The following is a 21,186-nucleotide window of genomic DNA, read 5'->3' as shown; positions in this document are numbered from 1 at the left end:
CGGGCCGGCTAAACCCCCGGACGGGGAGATATCAGCGGCTAACCGGACAGTCGGGCCGACGTTAGCAGTGAAGTCCGAGAGAATTACCGCTGACGCGGCCGGGCAGGATTAGCCGGTCCCACGGACGGGCATAGCAAGCCTCCGCCGGCCGCGATCACAGGGACGGCCGAGGGGCAGGAGCACGGTTATGCAGGTCTGGCCTGGTCACCGGTACCCACTGGGTGCCACCTACGACGGGACGGGCACGAATTTCGCGATCTTCTCCGAGGTCGCCGAGGCGGTCGAGTTGTGTCTGTTCGACCCCTCCGGCAACGAGCGGAAAGTGCTGTTGCACGAGCAGGACGCGTTCGTCTGGCACGCGTACCTGCCGGGTGTGGAGCCGGGGCAGCGATACGGCTACCGGGTCTACGGGCCCTACGAGCCCCATCGCGGCTTGCGGTGCAACCCGCACAAGCTCCTGCTCGACCCGTACGCGCGAGCGGTCGACGGTGACATCGACTGGCACCCGTCGCTGTACGCGTACGACTTCAACAACCCGGATCAGATGTCGGAGCTGGACTCGGGCCCGTACATGCCCAAGGGCGTGGTGGTGAACCCGTACTTCGACTGGGGTAACGACCGGCGCCCGGACATCCCGTACCACCACTCGGTGATCTACGAGACGCACGTCAAGGGGCTCACCCAGCGGCACCCGGAGATCCCACGGGACATGCGCGGCACCTACTCCGCGATCGGCCACCCGGCGACCATCGAGCACCTGAAGAGCCTCGGTGTGACCGCGGTCGAGTTGATGCCGGTCCACCAATTCGTGCACGACAACCGGCTGCACGACCTGGGGCTGCGCAACTACTGGGGTTACAACACGCTGAGCTTCTTCGCGCCGTACCACGGGTATTCGGCGATGGGCTCGCTCGGCCAGCAGACCCAGGAGTTCCGGGGCATGGTCAAGGCGCTGCACGCGGCCGGCATGGAGGTCATCCTCGACGTGGTCTACAACCACACCGCCGAGGGCAACCACCTGGGCCCGACGCTGAGCCTCAAGGGCATCGACAACCGGACGTACTACCGCCTCGTCGACGACCAGCCGCAGTTCTACATGGATTACACCGGCACGGGTAACAGCCTGAACGTGCGCAGCCCGCAGTCCCTCCAGCTGATCATGGACTCGTTGCGGTACTGGGTGACCGAGATGCACGTCGACGGGTTCCGCTTCGACCTGGCGTCCACGCTGGCCCGCGAGTTCTACGACGTGGACCGGCTGTCGACGTTCTTCGAGGTGGTGCAGCAGGACCCGGTGGTCGGCCAGGTGAAGCTGATCGCCGAGCCGTGGGACGTCGGGCCGGGCGGTTACCAGGTCGGCAACTTCCCGCCGAACTGGACCGAGTGGAACGGGAAGTACCGCGACACGGTCCGTGACTTCTGGCGCGGTGAGCCGGCCACCCTGGCCGAGTTCGCGTCCCGGATCACCGGCTCGGCCGACCTCTACCAGGACGACGGGCGCAAGCCGTTCCACTCGATCAACTTCGTGACGGCGCACGACGGGTTCACGCTCAACGACCTGGTGTCCTACAACGACAAGCACAACGAGGCCAACGGCGAGGAGAACCGGGACGGCGAGAGTCACAACCGGTCCTGGAACTGCGGCATCGAGGGCCCCACCGAGGACGAGAACGTGCTGGCGCTGCGGGCCCGGCAGCGCCGCAACTTCCTGGCCACGCTGATGCTCAGCCAGGGCGTGCCGATGATCTCGCACGGTGACGAGCTGGGCCGTACCCAGCAGGGCAACAACAACGCGTACTGCCAGGACGACGAGATCAGCTGGATCGACTGGGAGAACGCCGACGAGCAACTGCTCGAATTCGCCCGCAAGCTGACCGCGTTCCGGCACCGGCACCAGGTCTTCCAGCGCCGCCGCTTCTTCACCGGCCTGCCGGTGACCGCCCGCGGTGGCGGCGACCCGCTGCCCGACCTGGAGTGGTTCACCCCGGACGGCCGGCAGATGGCCGGCGACGACTGGGGCAACGACTTCGGCCGGGCGGTCGCGCTCTTCGTCAACGGCGAGGGCATCCGTGAGCGCGGCCAGTACGGCCAGCGCCATGTGGACAGCTCGTTCCTGCTGTTCTTCAACGCGCACGACGCGCCGCTGGAGTTCACCACGCCTCCCACGGAGTACGGGGAGAAGTGGGAGAAGGTCATCGAAACCGCCGATCCCAACCCTGATCATCCGTCCGTCGTCGAGGCCGGACACACGATCATCGTGCCGGATCGATCCCTCATCGTGCTCGACAGGACGGTGTGATGCCCCAGCCCAACCGCCCCAGTGGCACCTACCGCGTTCAGGTCCGCCCCGACTTCCCGTTGACGGCCGCCGCCGAGATCGCCGACTACCTGGCCGATCTCGGGGCCGGTCACCTCTACTCGGCGCCGCTGCTGACCGCGGGTCCCGGCTCGGAGCACGGCTATGACGTGGCCGACCACTCGCGGGTCGGCCCGGAGATCGGTGGGGCCGAAGGGCTGGCCGCGCTCGACCGCGCCCTCAAGGCCGCCGGTCTGGGTCTGGTCGTCGACATCGTCCCGAACCACGCCGGCGTAGCCGTGCCGGCGGCGAACCCGACCTGGTGGGACGTTCTGAAGAACGGCCAGAAGTCCGAGTTCGCGGGCTTCTACGACATCGACTGGTCGCGCGGGCGGGTGCTGCTGCCGGTCCTGGCCGACTCCCCGGACGCGCTCGACGACCTGCGCGTCGAGGACGGTGAGCTGCGTTACCACGACAAGCGGTACCCGATCGCCGACGGCACCGGCGACGGCAGCCCCCGCGAGGTGCACGACCGGCAGCACTACGAGCTGGCCGACTGGACCCGTGGGGACCGCGAGATCAACTACCGGCGGTTCTTCGCCATCACCGATCTGGCCGGGCTGCGGGTCGAGGACCCGGACGTCTTCGCCGCCACCCACGCCGAGATCCTCCGCTGGTACAACGAGGGCCTGGTGCAGGGCATCCGGGTCGACCACCCGGACGGGCTGCGCGACCCCGGCGGGTACTTCGACCGGCTGCATGACGCCGCCCCGGACGCCTGGATCGTGGTCGAGAAGATCCTGGAGCCGGGCGAGAAGCTGCCGCCCTGGCCGGTCGCCGGCACCACCGGGTACGACGCGATGGCCGAGGTCAACGGGGTTTTCGTGGACCCCGGCACGGAAGCCTTCTTCGACACCCTCGACCACCACCTGACCGGCGCCACGACCTCGTGGCAGGACCTCGTCCACGCCGCCAAGCATGACGTCGCCACCAAGGTGCTGGCCGCCGAGCTGGGGCGGCTCGCGCGGCTCGCACCCGACATCGAGGACGCGGCTCAGGGCCTCGCCGAACTCGCCGCCTGCTTCCCGGTCTACCGCTCCTACCTGCCCGCGGGCAGCCGCCACCTGGCGGTGGCCCGCTCCGAGGCGGGTCGCCGCCGCCCGCATCTGATCCCGGTCCTGGACCAGCTCACCGCTCGGCTGCGCAACCCCGCCGACGAGCTGTCCATCCGCTTCCAGCAGTTCACCGGCGCGGTGATGGCCAAGGGCGTGGAGGACAACGCGTTCTACCGGTGGACCCGGTTCGTGGCCCGCAACGAGGTGGGCAACGACCCGGCCAAGTTCGGCGTCACCGTGGACGAGTTCCACGACTTCGCCGAGCAGCGGCTCGCCGAGTGGCCGGACACCATGACCTCGCTCTCCACCCACGACACCAAACGCGGCGAGGACGTGCGGGCCCGCCTGGCGGTCCTGGCCGAGGTGCCCGGCGACTGGACCGAGGTGGTGCGCCGGTGGGTCCGGTTCGCCCCGCTCCCGGACCCGGCGCTGGCCCATCTCATCTGGCAGGTCGCGGTCGGCGCGTGGCCGATCTCCCGAGAGCGACTGCAGGCGTACGCCGTGAAAGCGGCCCGGGAAGCCGGAACGGGAACGTCGTGGCTGAAACCGGACTCCGGGTTCGAGACCGCTCTGCGGCAGATGGTCGACAAGATCTACGACGACCCGGCCGTGCACCGTGAGGTCGCCGACTTCGCCGCGTCGATCACCCCGCCCGGCTGGTCCAACTCGCTCGGCCAGAAACTGGTGCAGCTCGCCATGCCCGGCGTGCCGGACGTCTACCAGGGCACCGAGCTGTGGGACCACTCGCTGGTCGACCCGGACAACCGCCGCCCGGTCGACTTCGGCGCGCGCCGTGAGCTGCTCGGCCGCCTCGACGACGGCTGGCTGCCCCCGGTCGACGAGACCGGCGCGGCCAAGCTGCTCGTCACCAGCCGGGTGCTGCGGCTGCGCCGGGAGCGTCCGGAACTGTTCGCCGGCTACCGCCCGGTCTTCGCCGACGGGCGGGTTCCCGAGCACGTGCTCGCCTTCGACCGCGGCGGGGTGGTGGCGGTCGCCACCCGGCTGCCGGTCGGATTGTCACGGCACGGCGGCTGGGGGGACACCACGCTGTCACTGGACGGACACAGCTGGACGGAAGTGTTCACCAATACCAGCTACGGCGGGAACCGCCTGTCGGTCGCTGAGCTGCTGCACACCTACCCCGTCGCTCTCCTGGTGAAAGAATGACTCTCTTCTCGGTCTGGGCGCCGGAAAAGCCCGTGCGTGTCGTCGTCGCCGGCCAGGAACACGAGATGGAGTCCGCCGAGGACGGCTGGTGGCGTCTCGACGTGCCGTCCGCCGACGCCGGCACCGACTACGCGTTCCTCCTGCCCGACGCGGACAACCCGCTGCCCGACCCGCGCTCGCCCTGGCAGCCGCGGGGTGTGCACGGGCCGAGCCGGGTCTACGACCACTCCGCCTTCGCCTGGACCGACGGGTCGTGGACCGGTCGGCAACTGCCCGGCTCGGTGCTCTACGAGCTGCACATCGGCACGTTCACCCCGGCCGGGACCTTCGACGCCGCGATCGAGCGGCTGGACCACCTCGTCGACCTCGGCGTCGACATGGTGGAACTGCTGCCGGTCAACGCGTTCAACGGCACCTACAACTGGGGTTACGACGGGGTCTGCTGGTTCGCGCCGCACGAGGCGTACGGCGGCCCCGACGGCCTCAAACGCTTCGTCGACGCCGCGCACGCCAAGGGCCTCGGCGTGGTCCTCGACGTGGTCTACAACCACTTCGGGCCGAGCGGGGCGTACGCGCCGATGTTCGCCCCCTACCTCGGCGGCGGCAGCAACGCCTGGGGCAGCTCGGTCAACCTCGACGGCCCCGGCTCCGACCAGGTGCGCCGCTACATCATCGACAGCGTGCTGATGTGGCTGCGCGACTACCACGTCGACGGCCTGCGGCTGGACGCCGTGCACGCCCTGCACGACGAAGGCGCCGTGCACCTGCTGGAACAGATGGCTGTCGAGGTCGAGAGCCTCTCCACCGAACTGCGCCGGCCACTGTCGCTGATCGCCGAGTCCGACCTCAACGACGCCAAGCTGATCACCCCGCGCGAGGGCGGCGGTTACGGCCTGCACGCCCAGTGGGACGACGACGTCCACCACGCCCTGCACACCCTGCTCACCGGCGAACGCCAGGGCTACTACGGCGACTTCGGCTCGCTCGACGTCCTGCGGACGGTGCTGGAGGGCGCCTTCTTCCACGCCGGCACCTGGTCGTCCTTCCGTGGCCGGCGGCACGGCCGCCCGGTCGACCGGCAGCGCACCCCCGGCCACCGGTTCGTCGCCTTTCTGCAGAACCACGACCAGATCGGCAACCGGGCGATCGGTGACCGGCTCACCGCGACCCTCTCGCCCGGTCTGCTCAAGGTCGCCGCCACGCTGCTGCTGACCTCGCCGTTCACCCCGATGCTCTTCATGGGCGAGGAGTGGGCGGCCAGCAGCCCCTGGCAGTACTTCACCTCTCACCCCGAGCCCGACCTGGCCGCGGCCGTGCAGAACGGGCGCCGCAAAGAGTTCGCCTCGCACGGCTGGGACGAGGCCGAGGTGCCCGACCCACAGGACCCGGCGACCTTCGAGCGTTCCAAACTCGACTGGTCAGAGCTGGGGAAACCCGGCCACGCGGAGATGCTGGACCTCTACCGCAAGCTGATCAGGCTGCGCCGGAGCACGCCCGGGCTCACCGACCCGTGGCTGCACCAGGTCGAGGTGTGGCACGGCGACCAGCACGTGGTCATCCGGCGCGGTCCGTGTGTGGTCGCCGCGAACCTGGCCGGGACGCCGCAGACGGTCAGCGTGCGGGCTCTGCCGCGCGCGGTCCTGCTGGCCACCTCGCCCGGCGTCATCGTCGAACGCGACCGGCTGGTGCTGCCTCCGGAGAGCGCGGCGGTGGTCTCGGTCCGCTGACCGGCTCTCGTCCGCCATCATGTGATCGTGAGCGTGCGGAAATCGCGAAAGAAGAAGAAGTCACACTCCTCGTGGCTGGATGCGTGCACCCCCAACTGCGACTGTGACATTCCGGGCTGCGACTGCTTCTCGCTGAGCGCCATGGTGCGGTTGATGGCGGTGCTCACCCGTACGCCCGCTCGGAAAGGCCGCGCCGAGCGGGCCGTGACCGGCGCGATCCGCGGCTATCGGGTGATCTCGCCGCGGTTGCCCACCAGGTGCCGTTACACGCCCACCTGCAGCGCCTATGCCCTGATCGCGATCGAGCGGCACGGCCTGCGGGCCGGGCTGTGGCTGACCGCCGCCCGCCTGGCCCGGTGCCGGCCGGGTGTCCCGTTCGGGACCGGGGATCCCGTTCCCTGAGATTGTCGTGCACCATGACTCGTCTGGGACGGAAGGACGGGTCGATGGGCGACACCACCAACGGCGGCGAGCCGGCTGAGAAGCCGCCGCCGCCACCGGCGCCGTGGCGGCTGCCGCGGCAACTGGCTCCGGAGCTGATCCGGCTGCTGCTGCGCACTCCACCGCCGCCGCCGGAGCCGGGCCGGCCCGAGCCGACCGCCGAGGAGATCGCGTCGGCGAACATCACCCAGCAGGAGGTGATCGAGGAGGTCATCTCCGAGGTCGAGCGGGAGATCGTCGGCGACCGGGAGTACCGGTTCAAGGTCTGGCGGCTCGCCGGGCTCGGGCTGCTCATCGTGCTGACCATCGCGGTCACGCTGGGACGGCTCCTCGTCGGCGGGCCGCCGTCGGTGGCCGAGTTGCGGGCTCAGGCCAAGGTCGACACCTGGACCACGCTGAACATCGGCGTCAAGGACGACCAGTACGGCACCGCCTACCGCCACCCGAGCGGGATCTGGTCCGGCTTCGACATCGAGATCGCCTACATGATCGCCGAGGACCTCGGTTTCCGCCGCGACGACGTGCGCTTCTTCGGTCTGGAGAGCGAGGACCGGGCGCGGATGCAGGCCACCGACGCCGAGGGCAAACGGGTGCCGGTTCAATTGGTGATCGCCAGTTACAGCATCACCAAGGAGCGGAAGGCGGACGGGGTGAAGTTCTCCCAGCCCTACCTCTACACCGAGCAGTCGGTGATCACGCTCAAGGGCCACCAGCCCGTCGTCGCCCTCAAGGATCTCAAGGACAAGCGGGTCTGCACCCTCTCCACCTCCACCAGCCAGACCGCTCTGGACGAGGCCGAGGCGGTGGTGACCCAGAAGAACCGGGTGCGGGAATGCTTCGAGGCGCTCGACAAGGGCGAGGTCGAGGCGGTCAGCACCGACGCCGCCATCCTGGCCGGCTGGAAGCACGAGTTCCCGGCCAAGTACGAGCACTGGGACCTCGGCCTGGAGTCCAACGAACGCTGGGGCGTCAACGTGGGCGACAACCCGGCCCTGGAGACGCTGGTCAACCTCACCCTCTACCGTTCCTGGGCCGACCCCGAGGACGACCGCTGGGAGACGGCGTACGAGGACAACCTCCAGATAGAGACCGACCCGGAGAAGAAGACCCCGATCGCGGTCGGCGAGCAGCCCCGGGTGGAGCGGCCGGAAGTGCGCCGGCTGCCGTGGGAAGACCCACTGGGATGATGGAGATCCAGACCGGAATGGTCTCCAAAGAACGGGTGCTGCCGCGGCAGAGCTATCGCGCCGAGATGAACTGGCTGCTCGCCGTGCTGCCCGGGTTCCCGCTGCTGCTGCTCGTGCTGCGGCTGTGGTACCTGAGCCGCCAGGACCTGCCCACCATGCTGCTGCTCGTGCAGTACATCAACCCGCTCGGCATGGTCGGCGCGCTGTTCATCACGCTGAGCTGGACCGTGCCCGCCGGCATCCTGCTGGTCCGGGTGCTCGGCGGCATCCTGCTGGTCAGCGTTCCGGGGCGGACCGGCACCTCGTTCCTGGCCGTCGCCGCGCTGCGGATGCCCGGCTGGGTGGTGGTGATCGCGGCCGGCATCGCCGCCTTCACCTGGCAACTGCGGATGCTGCCGTTGCTGATGATGATGGTCGTGGCGATCCTCGGGCTGACCGCGGTACAGGGCCAGCCGGGGGAGCCGTGGCTGATGCGGTGGATCACGCTCGGCGTACCGGTGCTCACCGCCCTTCTGGTGTGGATCTTCGTGTGGTCTGCGGTGATCGAGGCCGTGCGTGCCGGCGAACACGTGACGGCCGTGCTCCTCGCCGCGCCTCCACTGTTCGGCCCGGTGCTGACCGGCCCGGTCCCGGAACGCTGGGCCCGGATCGCCACCCACTGGCCGGCCGTCATGGTCGCCTTCGCCATGCCGTTCATGGTCGGGATCGCCTTCCTCCGCGCCCCCGTCCTGCCGGACACCGCGATCGAGGTCGCCACCTCCGGGGCGGAGGCTCAGGGTGAAGCCGTCCGCGTCGTCCGGGGACAGCTCATCTCCGTCGACGACACCTCCACGACGATGCTCCAGACCACCGGCGAAGTGGTCTTCATCTCCAACGGCGAGGTGAAGTCCAAGACGCTCTGCCCGCGGGCGGCCGACGCGCAGCGTAGCGGCATCACCGTCCACGGCTGGGCCGTCGAGGCCCCGGCACTGGAGTGGATCGCACCGACACGGACCGTGACGGAAATCGATCCGCGATGCCTCGGACGGCCCCTCAAACGGCTCTCCACCGGGGAGTGAGCGCATTTTCCGCAACGACATGTGCGACATGCCGCCCACCACCTGCAGACAGGTTGGCGCCGACCTGGCAGGCTGCACGCCATGACCTTGCACCTCCGGTGGGCGGCCGTCACCGACCAAGGACACGTCCGGAGCAACAACGAGGACTGTCACTACGCCGGTGATCAACTTCTCGTCGTCGCGGACGGCATGGGCGGCATGGCCGCCGGCGATCTGGCCAGCCGGATCGCCATCGACGCCATGGTCGCGCTCGACACGCCGATCGACACCGAGTACCAGATGGACGCACTGCACCGCGCACTCGAACTCGCCAACGGCCGGATCGCCGAACAGGTGGCCGCCGACCCCTCACTCCAGGGCATGGGCACCACGCTGACGGCGGTGCTCTTCAACGGCGAGCGGGCGGCGATGGCCCACGTCGGCGACTCCCGGGCCTACCTGCTCCGCGCCGGCCGCCTCAACCAGCTCACCAAGGACGACACGTACGTCCAGATGCTCGTCGACCAGGGCCTGATCAAGCCGGAGGAAGCGGCCGCCCACCCGCGGCGGGCCGTCGTCACCCGGGTCCTCCAGGGGGAGCCGGTCACTCCCGCCTACGTGATCGTCGAACCGCAGCGCGGCGACCGCTGGCTGCTCTGCAGCGACGGCCTCACCGGCGTGGTGCCCGACTCTATCCTCGAAGAAGAGCTGCGCACCATTGCGGACCCCAAGTCCAGCGCGGAGAGGCTCATCGATCTCGCCCTGCGCGGCGGCGGGCCGGACAACATCACCGTGATCGTCGCCGACGTGACCGCGGGGGACTGAGCGGGTACTTTACTCCGGCCGCGACGCCTCGCGGCCCGGATTCTGGTGGTGATCACGACGGCGCGACTGATCGGCACGCTGGCGCTCACGCTGGGTGTGGTCGCCTTCGGCGAACTCGTCCTGAGCACCCCCCGCCTCTACACCGACACGGCCCAGCTGCTGGCCGGCCTTGCCGCGGCAGCCGTCTGCCTGGCCGTGGGACGCCGCCGTGGCGGCCTCCCACGGCGCTGGCGGCTGCTCGCCGGCAGCGGCCTGCTCGTCTGGTCCCTCAACCGCCTCTGGTGGGTGGTGCAGGATCTGGCCGGCCATCTTCCCGTGCGGGCCGGCGTCGACCCGCCACAGGCGTTCACCGACCTCAGCCTCTTCGTGCTGCCCGCCTGCATGCTCGTCGGACTGCTCGGCGCCGTGCGCACCCGGCCCCTGCCGGTGCCCACCTCACCCGTGCGCGACCAACTCGCCCTTCTCATCGACAGCGTGCTCATCACCGGGTCGGTCTTCGCCCTCACCTGGTCGGTGCTGCCCGGCGTGCCATCGCTGGGCGATCGCACCCTTCTCTACCTGGTCGTCGACCTCGTCCTGTTCACCATGGTGGTGCTCCTGCTCACCACCCGCCCCGACTCACCGGCCGGGCGGCGGCCGCTGCGGCTCGTCGGATCGGCGCTGCTGTCGTTCGGGGTCGCCGACACCGTCCGGCTGCTCGGCAGCGGGCCGCTGTGGCTCGAAGGCCTGGGGCACCTGCTCGGGCCGGCGTTCATCGCGATGGCAGCGCTCAGCCCGGTCCGACCCGTCCCGCAACGGCCCGACCCCGAGCTGCTGGAGCGGGACTGGTTCCGGTTGCTGCTCCCGTACGGTCCGGTCGTCGTCACCGGGGTGGTGCTCGTCGTGCGTATCGTCGCCGAGGGCTCACTCACCCCGTTCGAGGCCTACCTCGGATGGCTCGGCCTGGCCCTCGTCGTCACCCGGCAGATGCTCACCATCATCGACAACACGGTCCTCTTCGACCGGGTCGCCACCGCGCAGCGCCGCCTCCACCACCAGGCCTACCACGATCCGCTGACCGGCCTGGCGAACCGGGCCCTCTTCCGGGAGCGGCTCGTCCACGCGATCGACGCCCACCAGAAACGCGGCACGCCGGTGGCCGTGCTCTTCGCCGACCTCGACGACTTCAAACTGATCAACGACACCTTCGGGCACGCCATCGGAGACCGCGTCCTCCAGGCCGTCGGCGAGCGGATGCGAGCCGGGGTGCGCTCCCAGGACCTGGTGGCCCGGCTCGGCGGCGACGAGTTCGCCATCGTGCTGGACCAGGGCGCGGCCCCGGTTCCGGCACCACGGCGCCGGGCACCTTGGCGCCGCCGCGGTGACGGCGGGGTGCGGCAGCGGCGATATGTGCTTTCCGCAGCCGGGGTACGGGTCTCCGAAGCCGCCTACACCAGCGGCGCCACCGAGGCTTCCTCATCCGGCCCATCGCCGACCGCGTCGCCTGACCCAACCTTGGGATTGCCTGTTTCGGGGTTGGGGCCGCTGGCTGGCGCGTCGCCTGACCCGGGCCTTGGGTTGCCGGCTTCCGTTTCGCCTGACTCAGGCCCGGGGTCATCGGTTTCGGCCTCGCCTGTTTCGGGCTTGGGGCCGCTGGCTGCCGCTTCGCCTGTCTCGGGCGCGGGGTCGCCGGTTTCCGGCTCGCCTGTTTCGGGCCTGGGGTCGCCGCTTTCCGGTTCGCCTGCCGTGGGTGCGGTGTCGGCCTCCACACCGCTCTCCTCTCCCACCCTTCCCGCTCCCTCCCCTTCTCCAGACGTCTCGGCTCCTTCTCCAGACGTCTCGGCTCCTTCTCCGGATGTCTCGTCGGATTCGTGGGCCGCCGAGGCGGAGGCGGTCGGACAGCGGGTCCTGGCGATGCTGCGTGAGCCCTATGTGATCGACGGCCGCTCGGTCGGCGTCGGCGCCAGCATCGGCCTGGTCACCGCCGAGCCGGGTGACCGCCTCTCCGCCGACCTGCTGCTGCGCCGCGCCGACGCCGCCATGTACGCGGTGAAACGCCGCGGCAAGGGCGAACTGATCCGCTACACCGGTCCGCGCGACTCCGGCCCCAACGCCGACCTGCCGCACCTCCTGGCGGGCGCGCTGTCCGGCGGCAGCCCCGCGGCCGCCGGCTTCGACGTCCACTACCAGCCGATCGTCCGGCTCAGCGACGGGGCGACGGTCGCCGTGGAAGCCCTGGCCCGGTGGACCGATCCGGTGGCCGGCCCTGTGCACCCCGACGTCTTCGTCACCATGGCCGAACGCACCGGTCTGGTCGCGGCCATCGACGACTTCGTCCTGGACCGCGCCTGCGCCGACGCCGCCACGCTGGCGGAGCTCTACGGCCGGCCGATCGACGTGCACGTCAACGTCTCCGCCGGGCGCCTGGCCGGCCAGGGGGTCGAAGACTCGGTCCGGGCCGCCCTGCACCGGTACGACCTGGAGCCCGCAAGACTCATCATCGAGATCACCGAGACATTGCGCATCCCCGACCTGCCCTGCGCGGCCGCCCTGGTCGAGCGGTTGCGATCCCTCGGCGTACGGGTGGCGCTCGACGACTTCGGCAGCGGCTACAACGCGCTGGCGCAGTTGCACGCCATCCCGGTCGACATCGTGAAGCTCGACTCCACCCTGACCGACGTGGACGCCTCACCGGACCGTGCCGGAGCCCTGTGCCGGTCGGTGCTGGCCATCTGCGCCGAACTCGGCATCACCGTAGTCGCGGAGGGCCTGGAGACCGAGGATCGCGCCAGTGCGATGGCCGCCCTCGGCTGCCCGCTCGGCCAGGGTTACCTCTACGGCGCGCCGACCCCGCTGTCCGGTCCGGGCCAGTTGCCCAGCGACTGAGCCCGGCCGACCGGTACCGCCACCGCCGGGTCATCCGGGCTCCTCCCTACATGCGACCCGCGCGCAGCCCAGCCCCGATCTCCCAGCCCCGCCGCGTGCCCGCTGCTCGAACGCAGCTCCCCGGCCTGCTCGTGTCTCGGTCTGCTCGTGTCTCGGTCTGCTCGCGTCTCGGGCCTATCCGCGTCCTGGGCTTCTGGCGTCCGGGCCTGTTTTGCGCCCCGGCCTGCCGCGCGCGGGTTGCCCACGCCCCGGGTCACGTCTCGGTTTGCCTGTGTCCTGCGATGCCCGCGCCGCGCGGAAACGGGCTGGCTGCCTGTGGGGGCCGCGGTTGCAGCGGGCTCATCTCAACCCGGGGTTGGGTCCGGGGCCTGCCGCCCTCCGCTTCCGTTGTCGTCAGCCCATCGCCCAAGCGGCTCCAGAAGGCCGGGGTTTGCGTTGTGTAGCCCGTGCGGGCCCATCCCCTCCGTGAAACCTGACACCCGCTGCGGGTGTATCCCACACCTACAGCGGGTGTTGAGTTTTTCGCGGGTGTTGGTTCGGTGGAAGCGGGGGTTCAGCGGGAGTGGGGGTTCAGCGGGAGTGGGGCGTTCGGTGGGAGCGGGGTGCAGCGGGAACGGGGCTTCGGCGGGCGGGGCGGTTTAGCGGGAGCGGGGGTTGAGGCGGCGGGTGGGCTGGGCGGTGGTCGGGTCCTCCGGCCAGGGATGCCGTGGGTAGCGGCCGCGCATCTCGGCACGCACCTGCGGGTAGCCCTGTACCCAGAACGAACCGAGATCGCGGGTCACCGCCACCGGCCGCCCGGCGGGCGACAGTAGGTGCAACAGGACCGGAACCCGGCCGTCGGCCAGACGTGGCGCCTCCTTCCAGCCGAAGGCCTCCTGCACCTTCACCGCGAGCACCGGCGCCTCCGGGTCGCTGTAGTCGACTCGCACCTGCGACCCGCTCGGCACCGGCAGCCGCTCCGGTGCGATCTCGTCCAGCCGCCCGGCCACTGACCACGGCACCAGGCGTCGTAGTCCCGTGGCCACGTCCAGCTTGGCGAGGTCGGCCCGCCGTCGTGCCGAACCGAGATCCAGCCAGTCGTCCGGGCTCTCCAGCAGAGCCGCGTCGGAAACGTCCGGCCATGGTTCGCCGATCGCCGCCCACGCGAAGGCCAGCCGGCGCCGCAGGTCCTCGGCGTTCCGGCTCCATGTGAGCAGGCCGAGCCCTTCCTGGCGCAGGCCGGTGACCAACGCCGCTCGGAGCAGCACCGGATCCGGGTCGGCCAGCCGAGACGACACCAGCGTGATCGCGCCGAGCCGCTGCACCCGCCGGGCCACCACGTCGCCGTCGTTCCAACCGATCTCGGTGGCGTCGCCGAGCAACGGCGCGGCGACCTCGCGTGCCGTCTCCTCGTCGAGCGGGGCGGCGCTGCGGATCCGGGCCACCCGCGCTCCGGCGGGCCGGTCGGCGCTTGCCACAGCGAGCCATGATGCCCCGGCGAGCGAACTTCCGGCGGGCAGTTCGGCCGCGGTGCCGCCGGCCATCAGGTAGGACCGGCCGCCCGGTTCCCGAACCCGCGCCACCCGCTCCGGATAGGCCAGCCCGATCACCAGCCCTGCCGCCAGGTCATCCGCCAGCCGCACTCCCGCTGGCGGCCCCTCCTGCTGCGGAATTCCTGCGGTGTGGGTGTCGGTTGGCCGTGTTCCTGTTGGTTGCGCTTCGTGTCGGCGGGTTTCTGGGGTGTGGGTGTCGGCTGGCTGTGTTCCTGTTGGTTGCGCTTCGTGTCGGCGGGTTTCTGGGGTGTGGGTGTCGGCTGGCCGTGTTCCTGTTGGTTGCGCTTCGTGTCGGCGGGTTTTTGGAGTGTGGGTGTCGGCTGGCCGCGTTCTCGCTGGCTGCGCTTCGTGCCGCCGGGCGGGGCGGTCAGTGGGTGTGGGTGGGGATGTGGGTGGGGGGTCGCCGGCGCGGTCGACGGCGCGGGTGAGGCGACGGACCTCGGCCCGCCAGCCGGAGTCGTTGCTGTTGCGGGCGTTGCGCCACACCGTAACCACGTCGTCGGTCGCGGTGCGGTCGTCGTCGAGGACCGCGACGATCTCGGCGGCCCGCGCCACCCCCAGCGTGGCCGCGCCGTCGAGCAGGGCGCGGGCCAGCCGGGGGTGCAGGCCGGCGCCGGCCAGGGCGCGGCCCCGGGAGGTGACCCGGCCGTCGGTGTCGATCGCGCCGAGGTCGTGCAGGGTCGCTGTCGCGACGCTGAGCGCTCCGGCCGGTGGCTGGTCGGGCAGGGCGAGGCCGTGCCCGCCGGGATGGCCCCACAGCGCCAGGTCGAGTGCGAAACCGGTGAGGTCGGCGGCCGCGATCTCCGGTGACGGCTGGGCGGGCAGCCGGTCATGCAGGGCCGGTGACCAGCAGCGGTAGACCCGTCCGGGCGCCTCACGGCCGGCCCGGCCGGCCCGTTGCTCGGCGCTCGACCGGGACACTGGCACCGTGGCCAGGGCACCCAGGCCGCGGGCGTGGTCCATCCTGGGCACCCGGCTGAGCCCGGCGTCGACGACAGCGCGGACCCCCGGGACCGTGAGGCTGCTCTCGGCGACGGCGGTGGCCAGCACCACCCGGCGGTGCGGGCCGGCGCGCAGGGCGGCGTCCTGTGCCGCTCCGGCCTGACGGCCGTGCAGGGTGACCACGTCGACGCCGGATCCGCCGAGACGACCGGCGACCGTCTCGATCTCGCGGGCGCCGGGCAGGAAGACCAGCACGTCACCGTCGCCCTCGGTGAGGGCCCGCCGGGTCGTCGCGGCCACGTGGTCGAGCAGGCGCGGGTCCACCCGGAGGCCGTGCGGCGGGGTGATCGTGCCGGCCGGTGGCGCCCAGATCACCTCGACCGGGTGGGTGCGGGCGTGCGCGGTGAGGACCGGCGCCGGGTGGCCCGGCTCGCCGAGGACCGCGGCGAGCCGCTCGGAGTCGGCTGTCGCGGAGGTCGCGAGCAACCGCAACTCGGGGCGCAGCGCGGCCCGGACCTCGACCAGGAAGGCGAGTGCCAGGTCGGAGTCGAGATGACGCTCGTGACACTCGTCGAGAATCACGGTGGTGGCTCCGGCCAGCTCGGGGTCGCCCTGCAGACGGCGGACCAGCAGACCGGTGGTCACCACCTCGACCAGCGTCTCCCGGGAGACCTGACGCTCGCCGCGCACGGCGAAGCCGACCCGCCGGCCGACCGGCTCGCCGAGCAGCGTGGCCATCCGCCGGGCGGCGGCGCGGGCGGCGACACGGCGTGGCTCGGCCACGATCACCCGGTGACCCGGTGCGGCGAGCGCCAGCGGGACCAGGGTGGTCTTGCCGGTGCCCGGTGGCGCGACCAGGACCGCCGCCCCGGCGTCGGCCAGAGTGGCGGCCACCTCGGCCAGGACGGGACGGACCGGGAGGTCGGGCAGGGAACCGGCGGGGATGAGCACGCGCCAAGTCTGGCCCATACCCCCGACATTCTCGTCGCCGCCCACAGCGGGCCAGGTCACCGGATGATCACGGGGAGATCGCGGGCGGATCGCGGTCCTCACCAGCGGTGAAACGGCGTTGTGGACAACCGTCCGAGAGATAACGGCTGGTCGCGGGCGTTGTCCACAGGCCTGGCGGAGGGCGAGATTTCCGGCGTGCTTTCGTGGCAGGGTGGCGTGACGAGCGAGCCTTGTTAATTCTTCGGGCCGCCCGTGCGTGTCGCGTACGAGGCCTGCTTGACTGGGCGCCATTGACGAGGGGGTGACCGATGGGTGTGGTGGAGACCTTCAACGCTCTCCCCGCGAAGCAACTGGAGGAGCGGTTGCTCGCCTGCTGCGCGGCGCCGGCCTGGGGCGCGGTGATCGCCGCCGGGCGGCCCTATGCCGACCGTTCCGCGATCCTCGCCGCCGCTGACGCCGCGGGCCGTGAGCTGAGCTGGCCCGAGGTGCTTCAGGGCCTGTCCGCGCATCCACGGATCGGCGAGCGGGCCGCCGGGGAGTCCACGGAGGCCGCCTGGTCGCGTGCCGAGCAGTCGGCGGCGGCGCAGAGCGCGGACGAGGTGACGAAGGCCGAGTTGGTCGCCGCCAACAAGGCGTATGAGGACCGGTTCGGTCACGTCTTCCTGATCTTCGCGAGCGGCCGGACCCAGTCCGAGATCCTGGCCGCCGCACGTGAGCGGCTGGGCAACGACGAGGCGGCCGAGCGGGCCGTCGTGACCGGTGAGCTGCGCAAGATCGCGCTGCTCCGGCTGGAGCGGGTGCTCGATGCCCTCTGACGGCGTGGCGGCCGAGTTCCATGCGCGGATCTCGACGCACATCCTGGACACGGTGACCGGTGACCCGGCCAGGGATGTCTACGTGCGGCTGGAGCGCCGCGACGCGGACGGCTGGGCCACGATCGCCGAGGGTCGCACCGACGACGACGGCCGGCTGCGCTACGAGGTGGCGCTGCACGAGTGGCAGGCCGGCGGTTACCGCCTCTTCTTCTACGTGGAGCCCTATTTGGGTGGCGACTGTTTCTTCCCGGAGATCACGATCGCCTTCCACGTCCACGATCCGAACCGTCATTACCACGTGCCGCTGCTGCTGAGCCGGTACGGCTACACCACCTATCGAGGGAGCTGACGACCGTGGGGATCGTGCTCGGACCGAACCGCTACGGCAAGGCGGAGACCCGTCTGGTGCGGGTGCACCGAGACGGTGACACGCACGGTCTGGTGGACTTCAACGTCAGTGTCGCCCTCTCCGGCGAGCTGACCGCGACCCACCTGACCGGCGACAACTCCGGTGTCCTGCCGACCGACACGATGAAGAACACGGTGTACGCGTTCGCCAAGGAACACGGCGTCGGCGAGCCGGAGGCGTTCGCCCTGCTCCTGGCCCGGCATTTCGTCGGCAGCCAGCCGCAGGTGCACGGGGCGAAGGTGTCGGTCGAGTCGTTCGCCTGGGACAGGCTGGGGCCGCACTCGTTCCGGAAACGGGCCGACCACGTGCGTACCACTGTGGTGTCCGTGACCGAGGAGGCGACGCAGGTGGTCTCCGGTGTCACCGGCCTGGTGCTGCTGAACTCGACGGATTCCGAGTTCCACGGCTTCGTGCAGGACGGTTACACGACCCTGCCACCGGTGACCGACCGGATCCTGGCGACGGCGGTTGATGCCCGCTGGCGGCACGCCGGTGACGACACCGACTGGGCGAAGTCGTTCGAGGGGGCGCTGGAAGCGCTGATCTCGGCGTTCACCGGTACTTACAGCTACTCGTTGCAGCAGACGCTCTACGCGATGGGCGCTCAGGTGCTCCAGAGCCGTCCGGAGGTGGCCGAGGTGCGGCTGGCGCTGCCGAACAAGCATCACTATCTCGCCGACCTGTCGCCGTTCGGGCTGGAGAACCCGAACGAGGTGTTCATCGCCGGCGACCGGCCGTACGGACTGATCGAAGGCACTGTGGCGCGCGACGACGCGCCCCCGGCGAGCGCGGAGTGGTGGCTGTGATGATCATCGAGAACGTTACCGTCGCGACGGTCGACGCGGCCGGCACCGAGTACCCCAACGGTCACGTGGTGGTCGGCGACGACGGCCGGATCCTCGCGGTCGGACCCGGCCGGTCGGACCGGGAAGGCCCCCGGCGAGACGGCGCCGGCTGCCTGGTCACCCCCGGCCTGGTGAACACGCATCACCACCTCTACCAGTGGGCGACCCGCGGCCTCGCGCTGGACGAGACCCTGTTCGGCTGGCTGACCACGCTCTACCCGATCTGGGGCCGGCTGGACGCGGAGATCGTCGGGGCGGCCGCCGGCGCGGGCCTGGGCTGGCTGGCGCTCTCCGGTTGCACCACGTCGATGGATCACCACTACGTCTTTCCGCGGGACGGCGGCGACGTGCTGGCGGCGGAGATCGAGGCGGCGCGGTCGATCGGCCTGCGGTTCCACCCGACCCGCGGTTCGATGGACCTGAGCCGTAAGGACGGCGGCCTGCCGCCGGACCACGTCGTCGAGGACACCGACGAGGCCCTGGCCGCCACCGAGGCGGCCATCGACCGCTGGCACGACCCGTCACCTGACGCGATGCTGCAGATCGCGGTGGCGCCCTGCTCGCCGTTCTCGGTCACCACCCGACTGATGGAGGAGGCGGCGGTGCTGGCCCGGCGCAAGGGGGTCCGGCTGCACACCCACCTCGCCGAGACCGACGACGAGGAGGAGTTCTGCCTCAAGCAGTTCGGCTGCACCCCGGTGGAGTACGCGGAACGCGTCGGCTGGCTCGGCGACGACGTCTGGCTGGCCCACGGCGTGCACCTGGACGACTCGGCGATCGCCAGACTCGGCGCCACCGGCACGGGTGTCGCGCACTGCCCGAGTTCGAACGCCCGTCTCGGCGCCGGTTCGGCCCGGGTCCGAGAGTTGCTCGACCACGGCGTACCGGTGGGGCTCGGGGTTGACGGCGCCGCCTCCCAGGAGGTCTCGCATCTCGGCGCCGAGATGCGGCAGGCGCTCTACACCGCGCGGCTGCGCGGGGGCCCGAAAGCGATGGGCGCCCGGGAGGCGCTGCGCCTGGGCACCATGGGCGGGGCCCGCTGCCTGGGCCGGCAGGACGATCTCGGCTCGATCGAGGTGGGCAAGCTGGCCGATCTGGTGTTGTGGAAACTCGACGGGCTGGGCCACGAGGGCATCGATGACAAGGTCGCGGCTCTGGTCTTCGGCCCTCCGGCCCGGGTCGATCTCGCGCTGGTCGGCGGCCGCCCGGTGGTCGAGCGGGGCGAGCTCGTCAACGCCGACGCCGACACCCTGACCGCTGAGGCCCGCCGGGCACACCGTCGTCTCCTGGACGTTTCTTAGAGAAGAACACCACAGGATCCGGGTAGTGGTGGACCGGAGGAGAGCATGAATAATGCTCGATTACGGTACGGGGGAGTAACCACACTGAGAGGAATCGTCAACGATGACCGAGATCCTGTCCGACGAGGCCGTGGCGTTCGTCGCTGACCTGAACCGGCGCTTCCGGCCTCGCCGTAACGAGCTCCTCCAGGCGCGCGCCGCGCGCCGTGCGGAGATCGCGGCCGGCGCCACCCTGGGCTTCCTGGCGGAGACGGCGGACATTCGTGCCGCCGAGTGGTCCGCCCCGCCCGCGCCGGCGGACCTTCAGGACCGGCGGGTCGAGATCACCGGCCCGACCGAGCGGAAGATGACGATCAACGCGCTGAACTCGGGCGCCAAGGTGTGGCTGGCCGACCTGGAGGACGCGAACACACCGCACTGGTCGAACGTCGTCGACGGCCAGCAGAACCTCTACGACGCGATCCGGCGCACCATCACCCTGGAGACCGAGAAGAAGACGTACGAGCTGAACGGCGGCCCGTACCCGACCATCGTGATGCGGCCCCGTGGCTGGCACCTCGATGAGCGGCACCTCCCGGTCGACGGCGAGCCGGCCGTCGGCGCCCTGGTCGACTTCGGGCTGTACTTCTTCCACAACGCGAAGGAACTGCTCGAACGCGGCTCCGGCCCGTACTTCTACCTGCCGAAGATGGAGTCGCACAAAGAGGCGGCCCTCTGGAACGACGTGTTCACCCACGCGCAGGAAGCCCTCGGTATTCCGGTCGGCACCATCCGCGCCACCGTGCTGATCGAGACCATTCCGGCCGCGTTCGAGATGGAGGAGATCCTGCACGCGCTGCGGCCGCACATCTCCGGGCTCAACGCCGGCCGCTGGGACTACCTGTTCAGCATCATCAAGTACTTCCGCGACAACCCGAACATGATCCTGCCGGACCGGGCGGCCGTGACGATGACGGCGCCGTTCATGCGGGCGTACTCCGAACTGCTCGTCTCCACCTGCCACAAGCGTGGCGCGTTCGCGATGGGCGGGATGGCCGCGTTCATTCCGAGCCGCCGCGACCCGGCGGTCAACGAGGTGGCCCTGACCAAGGTCCGTGAGGACAAGGAGCGTGAGGCCGGCGACGGTTTCGACGGTTCCTGGGTGGCTCACCCCGACCTGGTGCCGGTCTGTGCGGAGATCTTCGGCCGGGTGCTCGGCGACAAGCCGAACCAGCTCGCCAAGAAGCGGCCGGACGTCGCGGTGGACGCTGCCGACCTGCTCGACGTGGCTGGCACCGGCGGCGCGGTCACCCGGGCCGGCCTGCACAACAACGTCAATGTGGCCCTGCAGTACCTGGAGGCGTGGCTGCGTGGCAACGGCGCGGTCGCGATCCACAACCTGATGGAGGACGCCGCCACCGCCGAGATCTCCCGGTCCCAGGTGTGGCAGTGGATCCACAACGGGGTGAAGCTCGAGGACGGCACGCCGATCACCGCCGAACTGGTCGGGCAGATCGAGGACGAGGAACTCGCGAAGATCCGCGAGACGGTCGGCGACGCCGCCTGGACCGCCGGCCGTTATGACGACGCGCGCAAGCTGTTCGAGCGGGTGGCCCTCGCCGACGACTTCGCCGACTTCCTCACCACCGCCGCTTACGACTCCATCGACTGACCGATCGGCGGGGGGGGGGGGGCCCCCCCCCCCCCCCCCCGCCGCCAGACGAGGCGCGCGGTGGGGGGGGGGGGGACCCG

At 70.8% G+C, this 21,186-nt stretch carries 14 protein-coding genes; 13 read left to right on the top strand and 1 reads right to left on the bottom strand.

The window, feature by feature from the left end:
* Positions 1-187: 187 nt before the first annotated feature.
* The 8 genes from glgX to QLQ12_RS23150 all read left to right on the top strand — a co-directional run bounded on the left by glgX (position 188) and on the right by QLQ12_RS23150 (position 12,660).
* A complete protein-coding gene (gene glgX / locus QLQ12_RS23185; RefSeq protein ID WP_282762419.1) occupies positions 188-2,299 on the top strand; it encodes a glycogen debranching protein GlgX in 2,112 nt (703 codons plus the stop codon).
* Positions 2,299-4,578, top strand: coding sequence for a malto-oligosyltrehalose synthase (treY, locus tag QLQ12_RS23180; RefSeq protein ID WP_282762418.1), 2,280 nt, complete (start codon positions 2,299-2,301; stop codon positions 4,576-4,578). The genes glgX and treY overlap by 1 nt, the downstream gene beginning before the upstream one ends.
* On the top strand, positions 4,575-6,305 hold the full coding sequence (gene treZ, locus QLQ12_RS23175; protein WP_282762416.1) for a malto-oligosyltrehalose trehalohydrolase: 1,731 nt from the start codon (positions 4,575-4,577) through the stop codon (positions 6,303-6,305). Before treY ends, treZ begins: the two co-directional genes overlap by 4 nt.
* A 27-nt stretch (positions 6,306-6,332) precedes the next feature.
* Positions 6,333-6,707, top strand: coding sequence for a membrane protein insertion efficiency factor YidD (yidD, locus tag QLQ12_RS23170; protein ID WP_282762415.1), 375 nt, complete (start codon positions 6,333-6,335; stop codon positions 6,705-6,707).
* Between the two features lie 44 nt (positions 6,708-6,751).
* Entirely contained in the window at positions 6,752-7,933 is a 1,182-nt protein-coding gene (locus QLQ12_RS23165; RefSeq protein WP_282762414.1) for a transporter substrate-binding domain-containing protein, read from the top strand.
* Positions 7,930-8,991, top strand: a complete 1,062-nt coding sequence (locus QLQ12_RS23160; protein ID WP_282762413.1) for a hypothetical protein — start codon at positions 7,930-7,932, stop codon at positions 8,989-8,991. Before QLQ12_RS23165 ends, QLQ12_RS23160 begins: the two co-directional genes overlap by 4 nt.
* Before the next feature lie 81 nt (positions 8,992-9,072).
* Positions 9,073-9,795, top strand: a complete 723-nt coding sequence (locus QLQ12_RS23155) for a PP2C family protein-serine/threonine phosphatase (protein ID WP_282762412.1) — start codon at positions 9,073-9,075, stop codon at positions 9,793-9,795.
* A gap of 45 nt (positions 9,796-9,840) precedes the next feature.
* Positions 9,841-12,660: a putative bifunctional diguanylate cyclase/phosphodiesterase gene (locus QLQ12_RS23150; protein ID WP_282762411.1), complete on the top strand. Its 2,820-nt coding sequence runs from the start codon at positions 9,841-9,843 to the stop codon at positions 12,658-12,660.
* A 638-nt stretch (positions 12,661-13,298) separates the two neighbouring features.
* On the opposite strand, the gene QLQ12_RS23145 is transcribed toward QLQ12_RS23150, so the two are convergent.
* A complete protein-coding gene (locus QLQ12_RS23145; RefSeq protein ID WP_282762410.1) occupies positions 13,299-16,085 on the bottom strand; it encodes an ATP-dependent RNA helicase in 2,787 nt (928 codons plus the stop codon).
* A gap of 308 nt (positions 16,086-16,393) precedes the next feature.
* On the opposite strand from QLQ12_RS23145, the gene uraD reads away from it, so the two are divergent.
* The 5 genes from uraD to aceB all read left to right on the top strand — a co-directional run bounded on the left by uraD (position 16,394) and on the right by aceB (position 21,106).
* Positions 16,394-16,900 (top strand): 2-oxo-4-hydroxy-4-carboxy-5-ureidoimidazoline decarboxylase, encoded by a 507-nt coding sequence (gene uraD / locus QLQ12_RS23140; RefSeq protein ID WP_282762409.1) that lies wholly within the window; start codon positions 16,394-16,396, stop codon positions 16,898-16,900.
* Positions 16,890-17,249: a hydroxyisourate hydrolase gene (gene uraH / locus QLQ12_RS23135; RefSeq protein WP_282762407.1), complete on the top strand. Its 360-nt coding sequence runs from the start codon at positions 16,890-16,892 to the stop codon at positions 17,247-17,249. The genes uraD and uraH overlap by 11 nt, the downstream gene beginning before the upstream one ends.
* 5 nt (positions 17,250-17,254) lie before the next feature.
* Positions 17,255-18,115, top strand: a complete 861-nt coding sequence (pucL, locus tag QLQ12_RS23130; RefSeq protein WP_282762406.1) for a factor-independent urate hydroxylase — start codon at positions 17,255-17,257, stop codon at positions 18,113-18,115.
* The gene (locus QLQ12_RS23125) at positions 18,115-19,455 is read left to right on the top strand and encodes an 8-oxoguanine deaminase (RefSeq protein ID WP_282762405.1); all 1,341 of its coding nucleotides are present in this window, start codon (positions 18,115-18,117) and stop codon (positions 19,453-19,455) included. Before pucL ends, QLQ12_RS23125 begins: the two co-directional genes overlap by 1 nt.
* Before the next feature lie 103 nt (positions 19,456-19,558).
* Complete coding sequence (aceB, locus tag QLQ12_RS23120; RefSeq protein WP_282762404.1) at positions 19,559-21,106, top strand: malate synthase A; 1,548 nt, start codon at positions 19,559-19,561, stop codon at positions 21,104-21,106.
* Positions 21,107-21,186: the final 80 nt, after the last annotated feature.

The sequence above is a fragment of the Actinoplanes sandaracinus genome (assembly GCF_030009775.1).
GTDB classification, from domain to species: Bacteria; Actinomycetota; Actinomycetes; order Mycobacteriales; family Micromonosporaceae; genus Actinoplanes; species Actinoplanes sandaracinus.
The sequence above is the reverse complement of the archived record's forward strand: the minus strand, read 5'-3'. Positions and strand labels throughout refer to the sequence as shown.